This window comes from Quadrisphaera sp. INWT6, assembly GCF_015390235.1.
GTDB lineage: Bacteria > Actinomycetota > Actinomycetes > Actinomycetales > Quadrisphaeraceae > Quadrisphaera.
The window spans coordinates 670,338-694,016 of record NZ_VUOH01000001.1 but is presented as its reverse complement, the minus strand read 5'-3'; the positions used below and the strand labels follow the sequence as shown (position 1 = coordinate 694,016).

The following is a 23,679-nucleotide window of genomic DNA, read 5'->3' as shown; positions in this document are numbered from 1 at the left end:
GGTCGGTGGTGAGGTCGTTCAGGACGCCGCGGCAGGCCACGCGTCGTACAGCGGCGGTGGTCGCAGAGTGGTCAGGTCCTCGCAGCGCACCGGGGCGCCCGGGCAGCGGCCGGAGGCGATGGCCAGCAGCTGCGGGGCGGCGTCCAGCAGGCTCACCTGGTAGCCGAGGTCGACCAGGGCCGCGGCGTGGCGACCGGTGCCGCAGCCGGCGTCCAGGATCGAGGCGGCGGTCGATGCGGCGGTCGAGGCTGCAGCGCCGTTGTGGGCGCTGACCGCGGCGTGGACGGCCTGCACCCAGGGCTGGACCGGGTCGTCCACGAGCAGGTCATAGACGTGGGCCCAGGAGGAGTAGAAGGGGCGGGTGCGGCTGACCTGCGCCGACGGAGAGCCGTCCTCATCCGGCGGTGTGCTGCTCACCCGGGGAGCCTGCCGATGGTCGGTGTCCCACGGCAAGCCGCTGGCTCGAGAGCGGACAGGGCGGACAGGGCGGAGGCGCGGGGCCGAGCCCGGTCACGGAGGTACCAGCGCAGGTGACCACGCAGGTCGCCACGGGGGTCACGGTGCGCTGAGCCGCAGCAGCGTGCACGTGGCATCCCACAGACGCGCGCCGAGGCGCGCGTCAGCCTCTGGGCTGCCGCCCCGCAGCAGCCCACCACCCCGCCAGCGGCTGCCTCCCCAGGCAGCACCACTCGGTGGCCGGCGTTCTGCTCGGTGAGCACCATGGTGGTCAGGTCATGACTGGCCCGGCGCTGGGTGATGTCGTCGGCGAAGCGCGTTGAGGGCCAGACCCGGTCATCACCCCCAGCGGCTAGCACCACCTGCCCGTGGATCTGCTCCACCGGGATGGAGGCTGCGCGCACCTGCTCGCCACCGGCAGCGGCCAGGCTCGCCTCGTACCAGCCGCGCACCGCCACACCGTCCACACCGTGCACGCCGTCGGCGCCGCGCTCGGCGGCGCTGGGCTCCCAGCCATTGACCAGGGCCAGGAAGGGCAGTGGCTGACCGGCGCGGGTCCAGCTGGAGCGCCACGGCCGTTCGTTCCTGTCGGCGCCGGGTCCGGTGTTGGCCCAGACGTACGCGGTGGGGGCCACGGCGATGACGGTGCGGATGCGCTCATCGGCGGCGGCCAGCAGCAGCGCTGCCTCGGCGCCCTTGGAGGCTCCCCAGACCACGAGGTGCTCGCTGCGGGCGGCGAGTAGGTCCAGCACCGGGGTGAAGGCCTCCAGTGCCACCTCGCACAGCCCTGGGGGCTGGCCTGGGCCGCCGAAGTAGGTGATGGCGGCGGCGGCGGCGCCGTGGGCGGCCAGGCGCCGGGCACGGTCTGCTTCCAGCCGTCCTGAGGAGCCGGACAGCACCAGGACGGCGCAGCGCGGCTCACCGCTGGGGTCGACCAGGACTCCTGGGGGGGCGCTCAGCAAGTGCTCCACCGGGCCATCGTCGTCGAGCGGCTGGCTCCGGGCTGGCGAGAACGGCAGGCAAGGGCTGGCGGCGGTCATCGAGACCTGCAGCCACTCCCGCTCCGTGCCCGGCCAGAGCCACAGGCGAACCGGCTCAGTACGCGCGCTGGGCTAGGCCGGGCTCATCTGCGCTGTCCCGCCGCATCGGTGTCAGCGGCGTCAACCGACCACAGGTACCGGTCCAGGAACCGCTCGGCGGCCCCCTTGTCGCGCAGCAACCTGACCGACGCGGCCGCGAAGAGCACCAAGCAGAGCACCCACACCCACAAGAACACCGGCCGCTGGGGAGCCCCAACGGCCTGAGCGGCGACGTTCGTGATCGACCCGCAGATCGTCAGCACGTACCCCCACGGCCGCAGGAGCCCTGCGGCCACCGCCAGCAGGATCACCATGCGCTGGTGGTCTGCGGTGTCCACGGGCCGCTGGCCGCGCAGCTGGCGCAGTACCAGCCGTCGTTCAGGTCGGTCCAGGATGCTCAAGGGACCGCGGGCAGCAGCTCGCCAGGTGCCGCTGCGCATGACGACGACCACGCCGGTCACCAGTAGGGCAAGACCGAGGACGGTCAGGCCCAGCTGCGAGCTCAGGCGGGTCCAGGACGTGGCGGAGGCGGCGCCGGCTTGGTTGCGTCCGTAGGCCAGGACCAGGACGGTGGCCGTCAGGGACAGGACGACTGCGGCGGAGGCTGCTTTGTCTCGGCGGGCCCGCTGAGCCTGACCATCTCGAGGCGGTAAGGGAACGGTGTGGGCAAGGGCGAGGGCCTGTTGCCACTGTTCCTGGTCGGCGCCATAGGGCAACGGGAGCGGCGCTGGCTGGGAGGGGTTGGGACCGGGCGCCATGAGTGCTCCAGTGGTCGCGGAGTGCTTCGCCCGCAAGGTAGTGCGCTCAGGCCCCTACCGCCGCCGCGCATGGTCCAGGCGAGGGACTGTCCTAGAGACCCATCCCGTGCTGGCAGCGTCATGCTCCGCATGAGCCGCCAGGCCCTTATCTCGTTGTGACCGTCGCGGGGGTTGTGTCACTGGCGGACCGCCGACCGGGCGCCTGGAACTGTCCGGGACGACCCGAGCGAGACTCCCGGCCTGTCGCAATCGGGGATCCGTTGTGAGACGGATCGGGGCCCCGTCGCCACGGAGGCATCGTGGCGCGCGCAGCGACTCAATTGACGGTCTCCCAGCCCTCGCCCTCAAAGGGCGACCATCCGGGAGCCGCGTCTCCCTGGATGCGTACGAGGAGGCGCAGCTGCGGACCGGCCTCTCGGGGGTTGACCTGCTCGACGCGCAGCTCGGCGTTCTCCAGCTGCCGCACGTAGGTCAGCAGGACGTCCGGCACCCACCCCACCTCGGTACCGTCGGCATCGGCGATGGCGACGTGCATGGCGTCAGGGTTCACGGGGTTGTCCCGGTCGTCCCGGAGGCTCAGTAGATCGCCGGTCTGCAGAGAGTCGATGCGCTCTTGCGCACCGTCTCGGTGCCGCACGCCGTGCACCAGGAAGACGCAGCTGGTGCGTCCCTGCCCATCGGCGACGGGAATTGGGCTGAGCTCGATGCCGTCACCATGGCGCTGGCCTCCGGAGCGGCTGAGGACGGTCAATGGTGTCGCTTCCTCATCCAGCGCTAGAGCGGCCAGGAACGCAGGCCGATCAGGACGACGGGAATCCATGAGGCGCTCGGCGAAGAGTGGGAACAGGCCACGTGAGGTGTGGCGCCGAATCTCACGGAAGCCGAGGAAGGGTCGGAAGTCTTCGGCCTCGACCGCGCTTCGCAGGTAGGCGAAGGAGTACTCGACCATCCCGTCCTCAGCCGTGCTGGTCTCGAGGAAGCCGATGGGTCGGTACATGCGGGTGCCGTCCTGGCGACTGACCAGGAGCCGCTGGACCTGCTGCCCGAGAGAGGCGCCCTCGAGTGGGGCATCAATCAGGGACATCGAGCAGCCTCCTTCGGTTGGTGACGAGCAGCTCTCGACAGAACGTACGTGCGACGTCGGACATTCGTGGGACCGCCTGGACCTGCTCCCAGATCAGGTCCGGTGTCAGGTCACCCAGTCGGCCCAGCCAGGCCTGCTTGACGTCGGCACCACAGCTCGCCAGAGCCTCGTGAACCAGGGTGACCAGCCGCTTGGTGCGGCCTTCGAACTTGGTGGCGCGGCCGCGGCGCGCGTAGCCCTCCAGCATGTCCGTGTTGTCGACGATCTCCTGGCGGCCCTCGTTGGTCAGGGAGAACCCCAGAGAGGCTCCGTGGTCGTAGGTCGGGGCGAGCGAGAGGGCACCATCGGGAGCCTCGATGACGCCCCAGTTGGAGTCGTGGCGGTCCTGGTTGCCGATGAGGGCGTCCAGGAGCAGGTAGCCGGCGAAGGTCCCCCGGGCATCGAAGGCCGACTCCATCCAGATGGGGGCGCGACCTCCGCCAGGGCCGCGTTGATGGCGGTCAGGGTGTGGCCCACCCGGTTGGGCGGGCGCTGCCCGAAACCTGGCCAGAAGTGGCTCCAGTGCAGGGGGTTGTTGTCCTGCAGCAGTACGGCCCCGTTGTGCATGGACCAGCCGAGCAGCTTGTTGGTGGGTGAGACCAGGTCGTAGGAGAGCGAGCCGTTGCGCAGCCCGGCCTCCGAGATCTGGGAGGCCATGTGCACGACGGCGGCCGGCACCCCCAGGACCTTTGCGATCCGGAAGGCCAGCAGCTCAGCCCAGTCCTCGTCCTGCTCGTCGCCGTGCCGCGGGTGAATGCGGTTCGGCTTCCACAGGCACTCTTGCTCGTCGGGGTCGATGAGCCAGCGGTTGTCGCCGCTGCCCTCGGTCTCGCGATCACTGATTCGCCAGGTGGAGACGTCGAGGATGACGTCCATGGGCATGGTCAGGACCGTAGACGCTGCTGGGCCCGGGCTGTCGGTGGCTGGCCGTGCGGTCGCGCCCCCGACACCACGAGGTTGCCGTAAATCTTTGTCCGCAGTCGATAGATGAGCTCTCAGCGCTGCAGAGGACCGAGGGACTGACGGTCGACCAAAAGATCGCCCTGCTGCAGATCTAGGCCACCTTGAGCGTTGCCCAGAAGCTGTCTGCGGTGTGGGACGTCCTGCAGCGCGTGGAGGGTGAAGGGTGGGGCATGAAGTCGGAGCCAGGCAGGGGCGGACTCATCTGACAAGCCCCGCCCTCGCGAAGGGAAGGGCTAGTCAAGGAGCCCCAGCCCTTCGGCAAATGGGCTGGCTAGCTGCACCCACCCAGCAAGGCCCACCCCGTACAGCTCCTGCGTGTGCTCACCGACGTCATCAGGCGTCCAGCCCCAGGACGACTCGATGCGGAAGGGCCAAGATCTAGTCCACCGGATCTGCTGCGGGCCGCTCCTCTGGCCCGGGGAGTCGTTGATGATGCCGACGAGATCATCCCGACTCACGTCAGCCCGGACCTGCGGGAACACGGGGGCGTACGGCCACGCCTTCCAGGCATGACGGAGGGCGAACTCAAGGTCCCCCTTGGACGGGTTGAACTCTTGGATGCCGAGGGCGAGCAGCCCCGCCCCTAGCCCTTCCCCCACCACGGCGCGCTGCACGGTCTTGGACATCGTCGTCATGGCGGCCAGCATGGATCGCCGGACTGACAGCGCGAAGCGGCGCCAGACGCTGACCGGTCGGGGATCCCCTGTGACGCAGGAGCGAGGCTGACCGTCCGTTGCACGCCCATCGGCGGGCAACCGATCGTGCAACCGCTTCATGGCCGACCCAGTTCACGCCGATGTGACCGCTGAGACGGCGCGAAGCGAACCCCTCGAACGCCACTCGGTCCGCACCTGGTCCGCAAAAAGTTCAAAAGCGACCGTCACCACTCAACGCTTGCCAACGGCAAACGTGCAGTTCAGAGGCACTTTCGGCCAGATTGGCCCTGCTCAGAACTGAGCACCACTTGTTCCGCCGCAAGTCAGGCTGGACATCGCCGAGAAGGTCGCGCTGGCGAGGTCTGCTCAGAGGATCGCTAGCCCAGTGATCATGTCAGCACTCAGTCGTGGCGCAGGGCGCCCTCGCGCCCGAACAGGCGGATCTTGGCGAACATGTCCTCCAGCAGGTACCGCACGTCCACGGTCTCGAAGACGCGGACGGGGTGCCCGGAGCCCGGCAGGTAGCCACCCTCGACGCCGAAGCTCGGCGCGGGCACGGTGCGGAAGACCCCGCCGCGGGGGTTCAGCACCAGGGAGATGGCCGGGGAGTCACCCAAGGAGCGCGACTCAGTGGGCTCACCGTGGTGGGCGGCGTTCCACTCGACCATCTGGTCGATGAGGTAGTCGGCCAGCTCGCTGCTTCCCCCGATCCGCTCGCGCAGCTCGGCGTACCCGACGGACACCATCGAGTAGATGCTCGCGGGCACCTGCCAGATCGTGATCCCGGAGCCGAACACGACGTTCGCCGCGGTGATGTCGTTGCGGAGGTTGAACTCGGGGTGGGGGTAGTTCCAGTCGACGCCGTACCCCATGCCCCCGATCCACACCACGACGACGTCGCGGTCGACGATCTCGGGGTCGAGGAGGATCGCCGAGGCCATGTCGGTCAGCGGCCCGAGGAAGGTGACGAACAGCGGGTCGCCCTCCGAGGCGAGCTTGCTCTCCTCGACGATGAGGCGCGCCCCGGGTGAGTCCGCCGGCGTCGTCGCGTCGACCAGTGCCCGCGGGGCGCCGTCGGCGACCGTCACGCTGCCGGTGAGGTCCATCAGCCGCAGGAGGAGGTCGACCTCCTCACGGGACTCCTCCATGCTGCGGTCGCTGCGCTCCGCGCCGAAGTGCGCGGGCACGATGCCGCGCACGTCGAGGGTCGGTGAGAGCAGCGCGTGGACGATCGCGTACTGGTCGTCCGCCTCGTTCTTCGCGTCGGTGTTCACGATGATGCGGCGGCGGGTGGGGGCGTTCACGGCGGGTCCTCGTTCCGGTCTGGGGATCAGTGCTGGGCCGCGGCGCGCTGCCAGCGCGCGAAGGCGGCGATCTTGCCGAACATGTCCTCGAACATCAGGCGGACGTCGACCTGCGTGTACACGCGGATGGTGCGGCCCGTCTCGCGCAGGTGGGTCTCGCCGCGCTCGTCGACCACGGGTGCGGCGCGCAGCACGTAGGCGCTGGACGCGGGGTCGGGCTGGAAGTGCGACTGGAGAGCTGTGAAGAGGACGAGCGGGGAGTCACCAAGGGCGTAGGTCTCCGGGTACCCGCCGGTGTGGCCCAGCGCGAAGCGGTTGACCAGGCGCAGCGCGTCGTAGAGGAGTCTTCCGACCGGGCCGTGCGGGAGCACGCGCTCGCGCAGCTCGATGTCCGAGACGAGGCACTGGCGGTAGACGTCGCGAGGCACCTGCCACAGCGGGAGGGTCGAGTCGTTGAACACCACCCGGGCGGCATTGATGTCGATCTTCAGGTTGTACTCGGGGCTCTCGACGCCTGGCGGGGGCAGCGCGACGCCGGCGTGCTCGGGCCCGCCGATCCAGACCAGCACCATGCGGTCGGCGATCGCGGGCTCGATCAGGTAGGCCGAGGCGACGTCGGTGAGACCCCCGCCCGCGCAGTAGTACAGCGGGCGGTCGTCGTCACGCATCGCCTCGGCGATGATCGCCCGGGCTGCCGGAGAGTCCTGCGGGGTGGCGGTGTCGACGAGGGCGTCGTCGGCGCCGAGCACCACGCGGCTGCCGCCGTCGACGGTGTCGTCGGAAGCGTCGAGCCCCATGACGTCGAGCACCTCGTGCACTCGCGCCAGGGCGTTCGCGGCGCTGCCCGGTCCGGGGTCGAAGGGGTCACCGGGGGCGAGGTGGGAGGCCACGACGAGCCGCACGTCCACCGCGGGTGAGAGCAGGTGGTGCACCAGCTGGTACAGGTCGTCGGGGTCGCCGGAGAAGTCGTTGTCGGCGATGACCCTGACCCGCGGCGGGGCCAGAGGGGGCTCGCCGGGCAGCCAGCGGTGGTCACCGATCGTCCAGGTGGCGCGGGTCGACGTCATGGGTCCGGGCTCCAGGGAGGTGAGGGGTTCAGCCCTTGACGGCACCGGAGAACGCCCCGGCGACGAAGTAGCGCTGGAAGAGCAGGTAGACGATGAGCACGGGGACGGCCGACATGATGATGAAGGCGTTCAGCGGCCCGTACTCGGTGGCTCGCTGGCCACTGAAGCTCAGCACGGCCAGCGGCACCGTCCAGTTGTCCTGGCTCTGCAGCAGCGTCGCGGCGATGGCGTACTCGTTCCACGTCGCCACGAAGTCCAGGATGAACAGCGCGGCGAGGGCCGGCTTGGCCAGCGGCAGGCAGATCTGCCAGAAGATGCGGAAGGTCGATGCACCGTCCAGGCGTGCGGACTCCTCCAGCTCGTCCGGGATGGCGCGGAAGAAGCCGTAGAGCATGAAGATCTGGTACGGAACGCCGAAGGCGAGGTAGGGCAGCATCAGCCCCAGCTTGGTGTCGAGCAGGTCGAGGCTCAGCATCGTGGTGAAGAGCGGGCCGAGCCCCACCTGGATCGGAACCATGGAGCCGGCGACGAGCACGGCGAGCACCAGCTTGGAGAAGCGGAAGCGCAGCCGTGCCAGGGCGTAGGCGGCTGCCGCAGCCAGGAGCAGGCCGATGGGCACCTTGATGATGGCCACGACCAGGCTGTTGGCGCCCGTGACCCACAGGTCGCCGGTCTCCACGGCGTCGGCGTAGTTGACCCACTGCCACACGCTCGGCAGGTGCCACGTCGGGGCGGTGTTGACGTCGGCGTTCGTCTTCACCGAGGTGAGGAACATGAAGACGAAGGGCAGCGCCCAGATGAGCGCCGAGATGGCGAGGGAGATCCACAGGCCGATGCCGACGTAGTCGCGACGCGGCCTGTTGGCAGGGGGCGCCGGCACGGCGGCGACCTGACCGCCGCTGGCGGAGGGGTTCGCGAGGATGGTGGCGCCGCTCATCAGTGCTCCTCAGCCTTCAGGGTGCGGACCAGGTAGGGGACGACCAGGCACAGCGAGACCACCAGCAGCACGGTGGCGACCGCCCCGCCCTGGCCGAAGTCGTGGTTGGTGATGGACTGCTGGTAGGACCACAGCGCGAGCACCTGCGTGCTCTGCGCGGGGCCGCCGCCGGTCATGCCGACGACGAGGTCGTAGACCTTCAGGGAGTTGATGATCGTCAGGATGGTGACGACCGCAGTCGTCGGGCGCAGCGCGGGGACCGTCACGGCCTTGAAGACCTGCCAGCGGTTCGCGCCGTCGACCCGAGCCGCGTCGACGAGCTCGGCGGGCACCTGCTGCAGGCCGGCGAGGAAGAGCACGAGGCTGAAGCCGACGCCCTGCCAGACGCTGGCGACGAAGACCGAGTAGAGGGCGATCTGCGGGTTGCCCAGCCACTCCTGCTGCAGCGAAGCCAGGCCGACGGCCTCGAGGAGCTGGTTCAAGGACCCGACGTTGGGGTTGTAGATCCAGCGCCACATCGCGGCCACGGTGATGGAGGCGAAGACGGCCGGGATGTAGAAGACCGAACGGAAGAGGTTGCGTCCGACCATCCGTCGGTTCAGGGCCAGAGCCAGCAGCAGCCCCAGGAGCATGGGGATGAGCAGGGACAGCACGACCCAGATGACGGAGTTCGTCAGCGCCCTGTAGAAGACGGGGTCGTTGGTGAAGGTGCGCACGTAGTTGTCCAGGCCGACGAAGACGGGCTCGTCGTTGCGGAATCCCGTCCACTCGAAGAAGGACAACCGCACCGCGTCCACCATCGGGTAGACCAGGAACCCCAGGTACAGGACCACTGCGGGGAGCAGGTAGGGCAGGGCCTGCAGGAGGCGCCGATCGGACCGGCGACGCGGTGGCGCCTGCTGAGCAGGCGGGTGGTGGACGGCGGTCATGGCACCTCTCCCGAGGACTGAGGTCATGCGGTCGGACGTCTCGCGAGGACCCCGGACGCCTCAGCGCCCGGGGTCCTCAGCGGTTCAGGCGTTGGAGTCGACGAAGGCCTGGAACTCCGCGCCGGCATCGGCCGGAGCCAGCCCACCGGTCAGGACCGAGTTCATGACGCGCCAGTACTCCGTGGTCTGGTCCAGCGTCAGGTTCTGGTCGTTGTTGAGGTAGAAGCCGCTGGCGGCGTCGTACAGGGGAGGCCACAGCTCGTGCAGGGGGTTGCCGGTGGCGGTGGGCACCTCGGTGTTGACCGAGATGGGCGAGAACGCCCCGACGACCTTGTTCTGCTCCTCGGTGGAGGTGACGAAGTCCAGGAACTTCGCCGCGTCCTCGGGCTTGTCGCTGGCGGCGTTGATGTAGAAGCCCTCACCGAAGCCGTACAGGCGCTCGGTGCCGGTGGGGAACTTGAAGACCCCGATGTTCGCCGGGTCCATGCCGTTGTCGACGGTGAGGGAGTCGAACCAGGTGCCCTCGTAGGCCATCGCGGCGTCACCGGTGTAGAAGAGCTGCTGCGCCTCGGCGTCCGCGACGCCCTGGAAGCCGTCGTTGAAGTACTCGTCGCCCCAGGTCTTGAGCTGGGTGAAGGACTCGTCCACGCACGGGGTGTCCCAGCTGGTCTCGGTGGTGACGAGCTGGTCGAAGGTGTCCGAGCCGCAGTTGGTCTCGATGAGGGAGTCCAGCAGGCGCATGACGTGCCAGTTGACGGTGCCGCCGAAGGTGATCGGGGTGATCCCGGCCGCGGCCAGCTTGGCCGCCGCGGCCTCGAACTCCTCGTACGTCGTGGGCTCAGCGGTGATGCCGGCCTGGGCGAAGAGTTCCTTGTTGTAGTAGATGGCCTCGGCCTGCTGGGTGAAGGGCACGCCGTGGTAGCCGCCGTAGCGGGTGATGTTGCTCAGGGTCGCCTCGCCGAAGCGGTCGGCCCAGCCGTACTGCTCGTACTCGGCGGTGAGGTCCTTGCTCAGACCCGCCTCGACGAGCTCGCCTCCGAGCCCGGGGCCCTCCCAGTACCAGTAGATGTCGGGACCGGCGTCGGTACCGGCGACCTGGCGCAGCGCGTCCTTGTGGGCGTCGGTGGAGCGCTCCTCGATGTTGACCGTGACCCCCTCGTTGGCGGCCTCGAAGTCGCTGACGAGGGTGTCCATGGCCTCCTTCTGGGCCCCCTCCAAGGTGAGCATCCAAACGGTCAGCTCGTCATCACCGCCACCTCCGGCGCTGCCGCCGCAAGCCGCCAGGGTTCCGATCACGCCGGCCGCGGCCACTGCAGCGAGCATCCTCTTCGCGCGCAAGTCTGCCTCCGTGGAGATCTGTGCGGTGCGGACCGCCGTGGTCCGCCCCCGTGCTGCACCGCTGCGGCTTCGATGCCGTCGGCGACTCGGTCGTCATGACCAGTGCTGCAACTATGGCCAACCGGTTGACCAATTGCAAGCCCCTCGTCGACGCCGGGAGGACTCGATCGGGTCACGGCGGAACGGAAGGGTGCCCGTCTAGCGCTGGATCGACCCCAGTGGCGACACCGGGTCACCCAGCGCTGAGTCGTCGTGTCGCGGTGGCCATGTGGACCGCCATGGCGGCAGCGGCCGCGTTCTCGTCGCCCGCTCGGACCGCCTCGTGGATGGCTTCGTGCTCCTCGCAGGCGGTGCGCGCCGCCTCCTCGGTGCTCACCGCGCGGTCGGCGTAGACCTGCAGCAGCGAGCGGACCACCGAGAGCAGGTCCATGACGAGGTCGTTCCCGGCGGTCTCGGCGAGGGCGTCGTGGAAGTCGCGGTCGGCCTTGGCGAAGGCGCGTAGGTCCTGCTCACCACGCCGCATGCGCACCAGCGCCGCCTCCTGACGCGCCAGGCCCGCCTGACCTCCGCGACCTGCGGCGAGGCGAGCGCTGTAGATCTCCAGGCCGGCGCGCAGCTCGAGGAGCTCGCTCGTGCTCTGGCGCCCGATGAGGAGGCCCCAGCGCAACGTCTGCGGCAGGAGCTCGCTGGCCGTTCCCCGCAGGTACGTGCCTGACCCGGGGCGCACGTCGACGATGCCGAGGATCTCTAGGGCCGCCAGGGCCTCGCGGACCGCCGAGCGCCCGACGCCGAGCGTGGTGGCCAGCTGGCGCTCCGGAGGCAGGCGGGTGCCCGGCTGCACGGAGCCGCCGAGGAACAGGTCGAGCAGCCGACGGGCCACCTCCGAGGCCGGCGTGCCAGAGGGGACGGCCCCCAGGGAGGCGGAGATGATGGCCGACTGGTCGTCGCTGAAGGCGGGCACGAGGCGACCCTAGGACCGACACCGGCTTCGGTGCTGGCGGTCGCCATCTCCCCTCAGTCTTGCAATTGGTCAACCGGTTTGCCAAAGTAGTTGCGGAGCCCGAGATGGCCCAGCGGCCCGCACCGAAGCGTGGACCGCAGACGACCGGAGGAGACCCGTGGCTGACGCCCTGCGCCTGGTCATCGGCAGCGATGACGCCGGCTTCGACTACAAGGAGGCCCTGAAGGCTGATCTGGCCACCCACCCCCTGGTCGCCTCCGTGGTCGACGTCGGCGTGGACGCTGAGGGCCACGCCCCCTACCCCACCGTGGCCATCGAGGCCGCCCAGCGCGTCGCCGACGGCCAGGCCGACCGGGCCCTGCTGTTCTGCGGCACCGGCCTGGGGGTGGCCATCGCGGCCAACAAGGTCACCGGCATCCGCGCCGTCACCGCCCACGACAGCTTCTCGGTCGAGCGCAGCGTGCTGTCCAACGACGCCCAGGTCCTCACCATGGGCCAGCGCGTCATCGGCCTGGAGCTGGCCCGCCGCCTCGTCCGGGAATGGCTGACCTACCGCTTCGACACCTCCTCCGCCTCCGCGGAGAAGGTCGCCGAGATCAGCCGCTACGAACAGCGGACGCCCGCCTGATGTCCGCTCCCCCGGCGGTCGGGATGAGCCTGAAGATGTACTTCAGCCATGCCCGCGCCCAGGCGTGGTTCACCGCCGTCGCCGAGGGCCTGCGCACCCGAGCGGCTGTCATGGACGGCGCCGTGGAGGTCTTCGTGGTGCCCACCTACCTGCAGATCCCCGCAGCCCTGGCGATCTTCGCCGGCACTCCGGTGCGCATCGGTGCTCAGGACCTGGCCACGGAGGACTCAGGGCCCTACACCGGCGAGGTCAGCGCCGCCGAGCTCGCCGAGGTCGGAGTCAGCCTGGCCGAGGTCGGCCACGCCGAGCGGCGTCGTCTGTTCGGGGAGGACGACGTGGTCGTGGCTGCCAAGACCGCCGCGGCACTGCGCAACGGGGTCCGCCCGCTGCTCTGCATCGGTGAGCGGCAACACCCTGCGGCCGAGGTGGCTGATCAGGCCGCCGAGGCCACCGCGGCCCAGCTGCTCTCGGCGCTGCAGGACGCTCCCGCCGGCCCTCTGACCCTCGCCTACGAGCCGGTCTGGGCGATCGGCGCCCCGCAGCCGGCTCCTCTGGAGCACGTGAGCACCGTCGCGCGTCACCTGACCCAGGTGCTCGCCGGCATGCCCGAGCGCGCCGGGTCCTCCGTCATCTACGGCGGCTCGGCCGGCCCCGGCCTGCTCACCGACCTGGGCAGCACCGTCGACGGGATCTTCCTGGGCCGCTTCGCCCACGACCCCGCCGCCTTCCTCGCCGTGGTCGACGAGGCAGCCGTGCTGGCCGAGCGGGTGGCCGCATGATCGGCCTGAGCAGCTACAGCTTCTTCTGGGAGCACTCCGAGCGCGCCGTCGAGCCGCTGACGCTGCGCGGCGCCTTCGAGGCGACCGCTGCGATGGGCGTGGGGCTGTTCCAGATCTGCGACCACGCCCCGCTGGAAGCCATGAGCGAGCGCGGGCTCGCTGAGGCCGCCGCCGCCGCCTGCGACCTCGGGCTCGTCATCCAGGTCGGCACCAAGGGCCTGGCGCCGGACCACCTGCGCCGCTACCTGCACCTGGCCGAAGTCTTCGATGCGCGACTGGTGCGCAGCATGCTCACCAGCACGAGCTCCTCCCCCACCCTGGTCCAGGCCGGTGCCTGGCTGGAGGAGGTGCTGCCCGCCTTCGAGGCCGCAGACGTGACCTTGGCGGTGGAGACCTACGAGCAGGTCGCCACCGCTGACCTGGTCGACCTGGTCACCGCCGCCGGCAGCGACCACCTCGGGATCTGCCTGGACCCCGCCAACGTCGTCGCTCGCCTGGAGCACCCGCGCGCGTGCGTCGAGACCGCCGCGCCGCACGTGGTCAACGTGCACGTCAAGGACTTCGCCTTCGCCCGCCAGGACGGCTGGGTCGGGTTCACCTACTCCGGGGCCCGCATGGGCACCGGACTGCACGACTACGACCACCTGCTCGCCACCGTGCGACCCCGCCAGCGCGGGATCGACGAGGTGGTCGAGCACTGGCTGCCCTGGCAGGGCGACGCCGTGACCACGGTGCGCACCGAGCGGGAGTGGACCCGAGCGACCGTCGAGCACCTGCGCACCAGCGGCGCCGACGCCGACAGCACTGCATCCCCGACACCTCTGTCCGCACCCGCCTGACCTGCTGCCTCCCGAGAGCCAGCTCGCCCCAGCCGTGACCAGCACACGCCAGTCCAGTCCTCCCTGCACCGCCTGACACCCTCTGAGAGGTACCGATGACCACGACCGTCAACGCCCCCGCGACGCAGCAGTCCGCCACCTCCGCGACCATCGCCGTCGTCGGCGCCGGCGGCAAGATGGGCATGCGCGTCTCCAACAACCTCGTCAAGACCGACCATCGCGTCTTCTACGTGGAGAACTCCCCCGCCGGCCAGCAGCGCTCCCGCGAGGCCGGCCGCGAGCTCACCGATGCCGCCACCGCCGTCGCCCAGGCCGACATCGTCGTGCTCGCGGTCCCCGACCTCGCGCTCGGCGCGGTCACCGCCGACCTGGTCCCCCAGATGAAGCCCGGCGGCATCGTCCTCACCCTCGACCCCGCCGCCGCCTACGCCGGGCTCCTCACCACCCGCGACGACGTCGTGCAGGCCGTGGCCCACCCCTGCCACCCCTCGATCTTCCTGCAGCGGACCACGCCGGAGGAGTACGCCGACACCTTCGGCGGGATCGCCGCCCCCCAGGACGCCGTCGCCGCGGTGGAGTCCGACGACCCCGCCGTCGTCGCGATCGTCGAGGCCACCGTGCGCGCCATCTACGCCCCCGTCATCGACGTGCACTTCGTGACCATCAAGCAGCTGGCCCAGCTCGAGCCGACCCTGGTCGAGACCGTCGCCTGCATGATCGGCGCGCTGCTGAAGGAGGCCCTGGACGAGGCGGTCAACACCATGGGCGTGCCCGAGGCCGCGGCCCGCAGCATGCTGCTCGGGCACACGCAGGTGGCGCTCGCCAACGGCCTGCGCGGGGACAACCCCTTCTCCGACGCCTGCCTGATCGCGATGGACTACGGCAAGGAGAGCATCGTCAAGGACGACTGGAAGAAGATCTTCCGCGACGACGAGCTCGACGCCAACCTGGCCCGCATGCTCCACCTCGACCACATCGAGCGCTGAGCGGTGAGCACCTCCTCCCCTCCCTCCTCACGGCGCCTGGCGGGCAAGACGACCCTGGTCACCGGCGCTGCCACCGGTATCGGTCAGGCCGTCGCCAAGCGGTTCGCCGCCGAAGGCGCCCGGGTCGTCATCGCCGACCGAGACGCGGCAGCCGCTGAACGCGCGACCACGCAGATCGGCCCCTCGGCGCGCGCCGCGGTCATGGACATCTCCGACGAGCCCTCGGTCGAGGCCGCCTTCGCCGAGCTCACCGAGGCAGGCTGGTCCCCCGACGTCGTCGTCGCCAACGCCGGCATCCAGCTCTTCGGGCAGGACGCCAAGGCCGGCGACCTCGACCTGGAGGTCTGGCGCCGCACGATCGACGTCAACCTCACCGGGACCTTCCTGACGGTGAAGCACGCGGTGCGCTCGATGCTGGCGGCCACCCCCACCGGCGGGTCGATCATCCTCACCGGCAGCCCCACCGGGCTGAACGGCGAGGGCGCTGACTTCACCGCCTACAGCGCCTCCAAGGCCGGCATCCACGGGCTGACCCGCACGGTGGCCGCTGCCTACGCCGGCAGCGGGATCCGTGTGAACACCGTGGTGCCCGCCTACACCGAGACGTCGCTGGTGAGCACCATCAGCGACGACCCGGAGGCACGCGCCTCGATCATCGGGCGCATCCCGCTCGGCCGCGCGGGCGCCCCGCGCGACGTCGAGGGCGTCATGGTCTTCCTCGCCAGCGACGACGCGGAGTTCGCCACCGGCGCGCTGTTCGCCGTCGACGGCGGCATGACCACCCTCTGACCAGTCCAGCACCGGTCCCCACCAGGTAGAGCGAGCAGGAGCAGGGCGTGGTCGAGGCGACGGGCACCGACGTGGCGTGGCGGGAGCCCGGCACGAGCCACCAGCAGGGTGAGTGGTCCTGGCAGCTGCGCGGCGACGAGATCGCCGACATCAGCTACCAGGGCCAGCACCTGCTGCGCAGCGTGCGCGCCGTCAGCCGCGACGAGGACTGGGGCACCCGCGACCTGCGCCTGGGCGCGGTGCGGCCCAGTCCGACCGGTGTGCAGATGAAGGTCACCGTCCACGACGAGGAGGGGTCTGCGCTGTTGGTGGGGACGGTCACCGTCGAGGCGGTCCACGCCCGGCTGACCATCACGGCCGCGCTGCAGGCGCAGGCCGAGGTGTGGACCAACCGAACCGGGCTGGTGGTGCTTCACCCGCCCCACCTGGCCGGGTCCGCCCTCGGAGTGACCCACCCAGACGGGGACGTGGAGACCACGGCGTTCCCGCGGGCCATCAGCCCCCACCAGCCGGCGCTGGAGATCGCAGGACTGACCTGGACCGACGGTCCGCCTGATGAGCAGGTCGACGTCGACGTCCGCTTCACCGGTGACGTCTTCGAGATGGAGGACCAGCGCAACTGGACCGACGCCTCGTTCAAGACCTACAGCCGGCCCCTGTCGCTGCCCTTCCCCTACCGGGTCGCGGTAGGGGAAGCGGTGCACCAGCAGGTGCAGGTCAGCGTGCGGGCCCCGGCCAGGACCACGGGGGCCAGCACCGCCGCTGGCACAGAGGCCACCGCCTGGGTCCCCGCCGCTGCGGCGACGGCCGCCACGAGCGGTGCGGACCGAGCCCGCCGCCAGCGCGACACCCTCCGCCTGGGCGCGGCCGGTGCCTTCCCCGCCATCGCCCTGGGGGCCGCTACCGCCCCGGACCCCTCCCCCGCCGACACCCTCGCCGTCGCCGACGCAGCCCCGGTCGGGTCGGCGGTGCTGGTGGAGCTGGAGCTGGGCACCCCCTGGTGGCGGGCTGCGCTGGCCCGACCCCTCGGCATCCGGGTCCCGCTCGACGTCCGCGTGGTGCTGGACCACGCAGACGGCCAGCACCTGGCAGCGCTGGACGCGCTCACCCGCGAGCTGGCCGCACTGCAGGACGGTCAGGTGGTGCGCATCGCCGCCTTCGACGAGACCACCCACGTCACTGGCGGGCCGACTGCCGCGGTCCTGCGGGCCGCGCTGAGCGGTGCGGGCCTGCAGGTTCCCGTGGTGGGCGGTGCTCGCTCGCACTTCACCGAGCTCAACCGCGAGCAGGCGCACCTGGCGGCCGGCCTTGACGGCATCGTCTTCGCCGCCACCCCGCTGTTCCACGCGACCGGCACCGAGCAGCTCATCGAGTCCCTGGCGGTGCAGCGCACCGTCGCCGAGCAGGCAGTGGTCATCTCTGGCGGTCTGCCGGTGCACGTCGGGCCGGTGACGCTGCGGCCGCGGTTCAACAACGTCGCGACGACCAGCACCTCCAGCTCCGCCACACCTGCCGCGGACGCGGGTGACGCCGACGGAGCCCCCACCGGCCTGCCCGAGGGGTACGGCGCCCACCAGCACGGGCGGGACGACGCCCGCCAGAGCGCCCCGCAGCTGGCCGCCTGGACCATCGCCTCAGCGGCGGCGCTGGCCGTACCCGGCGTGACGAGCCTGACGTACTTCGAGCAGTGGGGACCCCGCGGGATCCGCACCGCGGACGGCGCGGAGCTCCCGGTCGCCGCAGCGCTGCGCGCCCTGGCCGGTCTGACCGGTGGTGAGCGGCTGGTCGGTGCCAGCCCCGACGGGCTGGTGTGGGCCATCGGAGCCACCAGCAGGCGAGCGACCACCGTGCTGGCCGCCAACCTCGACACCCGAGCGCGGCGCCTGGAGGTCGAGACCCCGCGCGGGGCACTCATCACGGGCCTGGAGGCCGGGGACTGGTCCAGCAGCGCCCTGACCGGGTGAGCCGCTCCTCGGCCCACCTGCCCCTCTCACACCACCAGCTCTGCCGGTCTCACCTGCAGTCCCCACCGCGCCGCCGCGGCACCCGGACCGACCCCTCCGACCAGAGCCCACGATGCACCTGACGACCAGGAGACCCTCATGGCCCGCCTGACCAACGATCCCTCCCACTTCGCCGATGAGGTCACCGAGGGCTTCGTCGCCGCCCACGCAGACCGGGTGCGCCGCGTGCCCGGCGGCGTGGTGCGCACCCAGCCGCTGGCGCGGGGCAGGGTCGCGGTGGTCATCGGCGGTGGCTCGGGGCACTACCCGGCCTTCGCCGGCCTGGTCGGGCCCGGCCTCGCGGCGGGCGCCGTGATGGGCAACGTCTTCGCATCCCCCTCCGCCCAGCAGGTCCGCTCGGTCGCCCGCGCCGCCGACCGCGGTGCCGGAGTGCTGCTGGGGTACGGCAACTACGCCGGGGACGTCCTGCACTTCACCGAGGGCGCTGAGCGCCTGGAGGCCGACGGTGTGCAGGTGCTCTCCCTGGCCGTCACCGACGACATCTCCAGCGCCCCCGCCCAGCGCGCCGGTGATCGGCGCGGCGTCGCGGGTGACGTCATCGTCTTCAAGATCGCGGGGGCCGCGGCTGAGGCCGGTCTGGACCTGGCTGGTGTGCACCGCGTCGCAGCCGCCGCTAACGACCGCACCCGCACCTTCGGGGTGGCGCTGTCCGGGTGCACCCTGCCCGGCGCTGAGCAACCGCTGTTCACCGTGCCGGCGGGCCGGATGGGGCTGGGCATGGGCATCCACGGCGAGCCCTCGGTCGGGGAGAGCGACGTCCCCACTGCCGACGGCCTGGCCGACCTGCTCGTGGAGCGAGTGCTGACTGAGCTGCCCACCGACGTCGACGCGCCCAGCGGCCAGCGCGCCGCCGTGCTGCTGAACGGGCTGGGCGGGATCGGCCACGAGGAGCTGTTCCTGCTCTACCGCCGGGTCGCGCAGCGCCTGGCCGAGGCGGACGTCACCGTGGTCGACCCCGAGGTGGGGGCTCTGGTGACGAGCTTCGACATGCAGGGGGTCTCTCTGACGTTGACGTGGCTGGACGAGGAGCTGGAGGGTTACTGGTGCGCGCCGGCGGACTCCCCTGCCTTCCGCCGCGGGAGGCTGTCCGCGGCGCGGTCCGGCGGCGTCGACGACTCCTCCCAGGATGGGGACTCGCTCACGGTCGACCTGGAAGGCGAGGCGGCCAGCGCCCTGCCTGCGGCCAGCGCGGGCTCGCGGGCACTGGCTGAGGTGGTGGCCGGGGTGCTGGCTCGGGTCAGCGACCTGATCGACGCCCACGCCGAGGAGCTGGGACGCATCGACGCTGTCGCCGGTGATGGCGACCACGGCATCGGCATGCAGCGCGGTACCAGGGCCGCTGCCGCGGCGGCCGCGGAGGTCGCTGGGCGCGGCGCTGGCGCGGGCACGCTGCTGCAGGTGGCAGGGGAGGCGTGGGCGGACAAGGCCGGTGGCACCTCGGGGGCGTTGTGGGGGGCAATGCTGCGCGAAGTCGGCAGGACCTTCGGTGACCAGGACGTTCCCGACGCCCAGGTGTCCGCCGACGGTGCTGCGGCGGCTGCGGCGGCGGTGCACCGCCGCGGCGGTGCGGTGGTGGGTGACAAGACGATGGTCGACGCCCTGGCACCGTTCGTGGAGACGCTGCAGGGGGCGGTCGCTGATGGGTCTGCGCTGCCTGATGCGCTGGCCCAGGCTGCTCGAGCTGCCCAGAGGGGCGCGGATGGCACCGCGGACCTGCTGCCGGTGCGGGGACGCGCCAAGACCCACGGGGAGCGGGCAGTCGGCACCCGCGATGCCGGTGCGGTCTCACTGGCGCTGATCGCGGGTCTGGTTGCGACCTGGGCGTGAGGATGGCCAGCGACCAGCCGTCAAGACGGCGACCGCCCGGTTAGCGAGTGCCACCTTGGACGGCTGAGCATCACGAGACGGCGCCGACGGCGGTGTGAAGGTGTCGATGAGGCAGGCCACTGCCGTAGCGGACAGCGCCCCCCTGCGCCACCAGCGAGGCGGCGCCGTGGGCGAAGGCCCAGCTAGCCAGGTTCACGGGTCCCGGCGGGGCGTCGGCGCCCTCGTCGCGAGTCAGCCGGGTGAGGGCGCGCAGCGAGGTAGCGCGGGCCGCCTCGAGGTCGAGGCCGTCGGCGGCGAGCTCGGCGGGCCGGAACTCCAACTCGTCGAGGGTCGCGTTCTCCCTCGCGGAACGCGCTGAGCGCCGCCCGAGGCGGGCCAGCCCCTCCGGACCGGTAGCGGCCACCGGGGAGTCCGTCGCGGCGGCCAGCTCGCGAGAGCCGTGGGCCGCCACCGCGGCGAGCAGCCGTGACCGGTTGCTGGAGGCGTACGCCGGCGCCGCGTGGGAGATCTCTGCCCGTCGGCCCGCCCGGCCACCGGACGTCCCTCGATGTCGTCCGCACGACGACGTCCGTCACGGGAGCTGGGTCGAGGGGGCTGCCGCTGCCGCGAGAGCGGCGAGCTCCTCGAGCCCGTCGACCGCCAGGTCGTTGTCCGGGCTGACCGGGTGCAGGCCACCGGTGGCGTCGACCTGCCACGCGGCCTGATCCTCGTTCATCTGCCCGTACGGGTGGCCCTCGTGCTCGCTGAGCGCCAGCACGTAGTCGGTCCCGGGGCCGGTCGGCAGCGGGCGGTCGGTGCACGTGCCCTGGCCCACCTCGATCTCGTCGCCGACGGCCAGGTCGCCCTTGAACACCTGCGTGACCCGCACGGTGATGGCGGTCGCGGGGATCCCGGGGATCTGGTCGTCCGTGAGCGGGTCCGGCCGGATCTCGTGGTCGCGCGATGGACCGGTGGCGGTCACCCGCAGCACGGCGTCGGCCCTCGACACCAGCTCGGCGGCGTCGGCCAACCAGTAGTACTCAGCGACGCAGAAGGCCTCGACGACGGGGATCTCCGGCACCGACGTGTCCGCCGGCGAGGGCCCGGTCGCCGCCACGACGGTCCGTCCGCAGCCGGAGAGCGCGACGACGGCGAGCACCGCCGTCGTCACCAGCAGCGCTCGGGGGCGGCGCAGCACGGGAGCTCCCACCTCAGCCGCCGTCGGCGGTGGGGACCCCGCCCTCGACGTAGACCACCGCGGTGCGAGCGGGTCGACCGTCGACGTCCACCACACCCGGGGTCTCGACAACAGCCGGAGCGCCGCCCACCACGTCGGCGAACCCCACCCCGGGCCAGGGCTGGAGGTTGACGGTCACCGTGTCGGTGTCCCGGTCGTAGTGGGAGCTCGACGCCTGGACAGGACCGTCCATCGAGGCCCTGAAGGGGTCGGAGGCAGAGGCGACGATCGCGGAGACGTCGTCGGAGGAGTACCTCGCACGGGTGTCGACCGTGACCCACGGCAGGCCCTCGGCCTCGATGAGGGCGAGCACCTCGGGGTCGGCGCCCTTGAGGTGCACGGTCACCGTGTAGGGCAGACCGGGGCCGACCTCGGAGTAGGCGTGGACATCGCGGTGCTCGTACAGGACGTTACCCATCGGGACGCTCGCCTCGCGGGCGGCGCTGTAGGCCAGCGCCTCCTCGTCGGTGGCGCCGGGGTGGAACTCGCGGACCGCGGCGATGCCGATCTCCCGGAGTTCCTCCGGCGTCGACTCGTGCACCTCGTAGGGACCGGGCGGGATCGTCGGCCGCTCGCTCGGCGCCTCGACCGATCGGACGGGCGATGACGACGGCGCCGCACCCGTCGGCGTCGCCGCTCCCCCGCAGGCCGTGAGTGCGAGGGTCCCCACCAGCACCAGCGCCCCCAGCGCTGCGCTACTCCGACGACGGGTCATGCGGGTCCCTCTCGCTCCGGCGTTCTCGTCCTCACGACGCGATGACCGACCGCGCTGTTGCAGGGAACGCTGGACCGGGGTCGGGCCGGTACCACCGTCGCCCGGGGGCGGTCAGAGCACCTGGACCAGCGTGCCGCCGTCGGCGCGCAGGGCGCTGCCGTTGGTGGCCGAGGCCAGGGGGCTCGCCAGGTAGGTCACCAGCGACGCCAGCTCGGCGGGGTCGAGGAAGCGCTGCACCAGCGAGGTGGCGTTGCGCTGGGCGATCAGGGCCTTGACGTCCTCCTCGGACGCTCCCTGGGCCTCCGCGATGCTCCGCACCGCCGACGCGACGCCGTCGGAGTACGTCGGGCCCCCGATGACGGAGTTCACCGTCACCCCGGTGCCGCGGGTGAGCTTGGCCAGGCCGTTGCCGAGCGCCAGCTGCGCCGCCTTGGTGACGCCGTAGTGGAGCATGTCGGCCGGCACGTCGACGCCGGACTCGCTGCTGACCAGCACGACCCGCCCCCACCCGCGCTCGAGCATGCCCGGCAGGAGCGCGCGGGACAGGCGGACGGCGCTCATGACGTTCACGTCGTGGAAGAGCTGCCAGTCCTCGTCGGTGACCTCCTCGAACGGCTTCACCTCGAACAGGCCGACGTTGTTGACCAGGACGTCGACGTCGCCGCCCGCCTGCACGGACTCCACCAGGCGCTGCACGCCGGCGGCGTCGGCGACGTCGCCGGCGACCCCGGACACCTGCGCACCCGTGACCTCCGCGCGCAGGCGGCCCACCGCCTCATCGACCGCTTCCCGGCTCCGGCCGTGCAGCACGACCACCACCCCCTCGGCAGCCAGAGCACGTGCCACCGCGAAGCCGATGCCCCGGGTCGATCCGCTGACGAAGGCGCGCTTGCCGTCCAGCTGCAGGTCCACTGCTCCCACTCCCCACCGATGACTTGCTTGGACAAGTGACGCTAGCACTCACGTGCTCAGGCAAGTCACCTAGGCTCGTTGCGTGCACCGACGACCCCGGACCACCGCCCGTGGGTGAGGCAGCCCACAACTCGCACCCGTCCCGCCCGCCGCACCTCCAGGGCGAGGAACTGACCACCTGGTCGGGCCTGGCGACCGTGCTGGAGTGGCTGCCCGCTCTCCTGGACGCCCAGCTGCGCCGCGACGCCGACCTCACGCACTTCGAGTACGGCGTGCTCTTCGCTCTCGCGAAGGCCCCCGAGCGCCGCTTGCGGATGAGCGTCCTGGCCGGCTACGCCAACAGCAGCCTGACCCGGCTCTCCCGCGCCGTCACGCGCCTGGAGGGCCGCGGGTACGCCGAGCGCGCCGTGGACGACGACGACGGTCGCTACACCCTGGCGCAGCTCACCGACGCCGGGTCTGCGGCCTTCGAGGCCGCCACGCCGGGACACACCGCCTTGGTGCGCCAGCTGGTGCTGGACGCCCTGACCGAGGAGCAGCGCAGCCAGCTCCGAGAGATCAGCGAGAGCATCCTCGCGGCCGCAGGTCCTGGCACCCCCTGGCCCGGCACCGGACGGTGACGACGCCGCGTCCCGTCAGCGCCGGCCGAGGACCAGGTCTGCGACGGCGCGCGGCTGGGAGATGAAGGGGTGGTGCCCGGCGGCGACGTCGACGACGCGATCCGCGCGCTCCGCGAAGCGCCGCTGCGCATCAGCGGGCGTGCCGCGGTCCTGGGTGCACACCAGGTAGGTGGTCGCCACCTCCTGCCACCCGGCCGCCTGCACCGGGTGACCCAGCACCGCGAGGCTCTGGCGCGCCAACCGGCCGGCGGCGTGGGGCGCCGCCTCGGGGCAGTCGTGCAAGAAGGTGGGGAGCAGCTGCTCGGGCCTCACGCCGAACGTCCCCGAGGCCGCGTCGACGTCCAGGAACGGCGCGGGCTCGGGTCCCCCGAAGCTCGACAGGGACTCGCCCGGCAGCGGCAGGTAGCTCGAGACCAGCACCAGGTGGGCCACCGACGCCATCCCGGCGACGGCCTCGGCCGCCACGATCCCGCCGTAGCTGTGGGCGACGACGACCACGCCGTCCTGGTCGTCACCACCTCCACGAGCGAGCTCCTCGCGCAGCGCCGCGACGTCGTCCGGCAGACCGGGGCCGACCCCGTCGACCGGCGCGCCGGTCTCGCCGCAGCTCGGCAGCAGCACCGCTGCGCTCCGCACCCCGCTAGCGGCCAGCAGGTCGCCGGTCGACTCCCACCACCAGGCGCCGTCCCGCACGCACGCGCCGTGGACGAAGACCACCCTCACGTCGACCTCCACACCCCTCGGGAACCCGGTGCGGGCCCGCCGTGCGGCGG

25 protein-coding genes are annotated in these 23,679 nt (G+C 71.6%); 8 read left to right on the top strand and 17 right to left on the bottom strand.

The features are described 5' to 3' along the window. Positions 1-18: 18 nt before the first annotated feature. The 12 genes from F1641_RS03135 to F1641_RS03080 form a co-directional block, all read right to left on the bottom strand. Positions 19-417 carry a class I SAM-dependent methyltransferase gene (locus tag F1641_RS03135; protein ID WP_206690414.1) on the bottom strand — a complete coding sequence of 133 codons (399 nt, stop codon included), beginning with the start codon at positions 415-417 and terminating at the stop codon, positions 19-21. Further along, positions 414-1,427, bottom strand: coding sequence for an acyl-CoA thioester hydrolase/BAAT C-terminal domain-containing protein (locus F1641_RS03130; protein WP_194902972.1), 1,014 nt, complete (start codon positions 1,425-1,427; stop codon positions 414-416). Before F1641_RS03130 ends, F1641_RS03135 begins: the two co-directional genes overlap by 4 nt. Positions 1,428-1,579: 152 nt before the next feature. Then, the gene (locus F1641_RS03125; protein WP_194902971.1) at positions 1,580-2,293 is read right to left on the bottom strand and encodes a hypothetical protein; all 714 of its coding nucleotides are present in this window, start codon (positions 2,291-2,293) and stop codon (positions 1,580-1,582) included. 316 nt (positions 2,294-2,609) lie between these two features. Further along, positions 2,610-3,377: a hypothetical protein gene (locus F1641_RS03120; protein WP_194902970.1), complete on the bottom strand. Its 768-nt coding sequence runs from the start codon at positions 3,375-3,377 to the stop codon at positions 2,610-2,612. Then, positions 3,364-3,834, bottom strand: a complete 471-nt coding sequence (locus F1641_RS20830) for a hypothetical protein (protein ID WP_194902969.1) — start codon at positions 3,832-3,834, stop codon at positions 3,364-3,366. Before F1641_RS20830 ends, F1641_RS03120 begins: the two co-directional genes overlap by 14 nt. A gap of 778 nt (positions 3,835-4,612) precedes the next feature. Further along, entirely contained in the window at positions 4,613-5,014 is a 402-nt protein-coding gene (locus F1641_RS03110; protein ID WP_194902968.1) for a hypothetical protein, read from the bottom strand. Positions 5,015-5,436: 422 nt separating this feature from the next. Then, complete coding sequence (locus F1641_RS03105) at positions 5,437-6,339, bottom strand: nucleoside hydrolase (protein ID WP_194902967.1); 903 nt, start codon at positions 6,337-6,339, stop codon at positions 5,437-5,439. Between the two features lie 26 nt (positions 6,340-6,365). Then, on the bottom strand, positions 6,366-7,406 hold the full coding sequence (locus tag F1641_RS03100) for a nucleoside hydrolase (RefSeq protein WP_206690413.1): 1,041 nt from the start codon (positions 7,404-7,406) through the stop codon (positions 6,366-6,368). A gap of 28 nt (positions 7,407-7,434) precedes the next feature. Next, positions 7,435-8,343 (bottom strand): carbohydrate ABC transporter permease, encoded by a 909-nt coding sequence (locus tag F1641_RS03095; RefSeq protein ID WP_194902966.1) that lies wholly within the window; start codon positions 8,341-8,343, stop codon positions 7,435-7,437. Then, positions 8,343-9,272 (bottom strand): carbohydrate ABC transporter permease, encoded by a 930-nt coding sequence (locus F1641_RS03090; protein WP_194902965.1) that lies wholly within the window; start codon positions 9,270-9,272, stop codon positions 8,343-8,345. The genes F1641_RS03095 and F1641_RS03090 overlap by 1 nt, the downstream gene beginning before the upstream one ends. Before the next feature lie 84 nt (positions 9,273-9,356). Next, positions 9,357-10,466 carry an ABC transporter substrate-binding protein gene (locus F1641_RS03085; RefSeq protein WP_206690412.1) on the bottom strand — a complete coding sequence of 370 codons (1,110 nt, stop codon included), beginning with the start codon at positions 10,464-10,466 and terminating at the stop codon, positions 9,357-9,359. A 376-nt stretch (positions 10,467-10,842) separates the two neighbouring features. Continuing rightward, positions 10,843-11,571 (bottom strand): FadR/GntR family transcriptional regulator, encoded by a 729-nt coding sequence (locus tag F1641_RS03080; RefSeq protein WP_194902963.1) that lies wholly within the window; start codon positions 11,569-11,571, stop codon positions 10,843-10,845. A gap of 157 nt (positions 11,572-11,728) precedes the next feature. Here F1641_RS03080 and F1641_RS03075 point away from each other — a divergent pair, with 157 nt between their 5' ends. The 7 genes from F1641_RS03075 (at position 11,729) to F1641_RS03045 (ending at position 19,443) form a co-directional block, all read left to right on the top strand. Then, positions 11,729-12,199 (top strand): ribose-5-phosphate isomerase, encoded by a 471-nt coding sequence (locus F1641_RS03075; RefSeq protein WP_194902962.1) that lies wholly within the window; start codon positions 11,729-11,731, stop codon positions 12,197-12,199. Then, positions 12,199-12,978: a triose-phosphate isomerase family protein gene (locus tag F1641_RS03070; RefSeq protein ID WP_194902961.1), complete on the top strand. Its 780-nt coding sequence runs from the start codon at positions 12,199-12,201 to the stop codon at positions 12,976-12,978. The genes F1641_RS03075 and F1641_RS03070 overlap by 1 nt, the downstream gene beginning before the upstream one ends. Next, complete coding sequence (locus F1641_RS03065) at positions 12,975-13,817, top strand: sugar phosphate isomerase/epimerase (protein WP_194902960.1); 843 nt, start codon at positions 12,975-12,977, stop codon at positions 13,815-13,817. The genes F1641_RS03070 and F1641_RS03065 overlap by 4 nt, the downstream gene beginning before the upstream one ends. A 95-nt stretch (positions 13,818-13,912) precedes the next feature. After that, on the top strand, positions 13,913-14,803 hold the full coding sequence (locus tag F1641_RS03060; RefSeq protein ID WP_194902959.1) for a phosphogluconate dehydrogenase C-terminal domain-containing protein: 891 nt from the start codon (positions 13,913-13,915) through the stop codon (positions 14,801-14,803). 3 nt (positions 14,804-14,806) lie between these two features. Then, complete coding sequence (locus F1641_RS03055) at positions 14,807-15,592, top strand: SDR family NAD(P)-dependent oxidoreductase (protein ID WP_194902958.1); 786 nt, start codon at positions 14,807-14,809, stop codon at positions 15,590-15,592. 47 nt (positions 15,593-15,639) lie between these two features. Then, complete coding sequence (locus F1641_RS03050; RefSeq protein WP_194902957.1) at positions 15,640-17,556, top strand: hypothetical protein; 1,917 nt, start codon at positions 15,640-15,642, stop codon at positions 17,554-17,556. 138 nt (positions 17,557-17,694) lie between these two features. Then, complete coding sequence (locus F1641_RS03045; RefSeq protein ID WP_194902956.1) at positions 17,695-19,443, top strand: dihydroxyacetone kinase family protein; 1,749 nt, start codon at positions 17,695-17,697, stop codon at positions 19,441-19,443. A gap of 70 nt (positions 19,444-19,513) precedes the next feature. Here F1641_RS03045 and F1641_RS03040 read toward each other — a convergent pair whose 3' ends face one another. The 4 genes from F1641_RS03040 to F1641_RS03025 all read right to left on the bottom strand — a co-directional run bounded on the left by F1641_RS03040 (position 19,514) and on the right by F1641_RS03025 (position 22,286). Beyond that, positions 19,514-19,762: a hypothetical protein gene (locus tag F1641_RS03040; RefSeq protein WP_194902955.1), complete on the bottom strand. Its 249-nt coding sequence runs from the start codon at positions 19,760-19,762 to the stop codon at positions 19,514-19,516. 252 nt (positions 19,763-20,014) lie between these two features. Continuing rightward, positions 20,015-20,632 carry a hypothetical protein gene (locus F1641_RS03035; RefSeq protein ID WP_194902954.1) on the bottom strand — a complete coding sequence of 206 codons (618 nt, stop codon included), beginning with the start codon at positions 20,630-20,632 and terminating at the stop codon, positions 20,015-20,017. Between the two features lies 1 nt (position 20,633). Next, positions 20,634-21,374: a hypothetical protein gene (locus F1641_RS03030; RefSeq protein WP_194902953.1), complete on the bottom strand. Its 741-nt coding sequence runs from the start codon at positions 21,372-21,374 to the stop codon at positions 20,634-20,636. 111 nt (positions 21,375-21,485) lie between these two features. Beyond that, positions 21,486-22,286 carry an SDR family oxidoreductase gene (locus F1641_RS03025; RefSeq protein ID WP_194902952.1) on the bottom strand — a complete coding sequence of 267 codons (801 nt, stop codon included), beginning with the start codon at positions 22,284-22,286 and terminating at the stop codon, positions 21,486-21,488. A gap of 110 nt (positions 22,287-22,396) precedes the next feature. Here F1641_RS03025 and F1641_RS03020 point away from each other — a divergent pair, with 110 nt between their 5' ends. Then, complete coding sequence (locus tag F1641_RS03020; protein WP_206690411.1) at positions 22,397-22,906, top strand: MarR family winged helix-turn-helix transcriptional regulator; 510 nt, start codon at positions 22,397-22,399, stop codon at positions 22,904-22,906. Between the two features lie 15 nt (positions 22,907-22,921). Here F1641_RS03020 and F1641_RS03015 read toward each other — a convergent pair whose 3' ends face one another. After that, positions 22,922-23,629 (bottom strand): alpha/beta hydrolase, encoded by a 708-nt coding sequence (locus F1641_RS03015; protein WP_194902951.1) that lies wholly within the window; start codon positions 23,627-23,629, stop codon positions 22,922-22,924. Between the last annotated feature and the right edge of the window lie 50 nt (positions 23,630-23,679).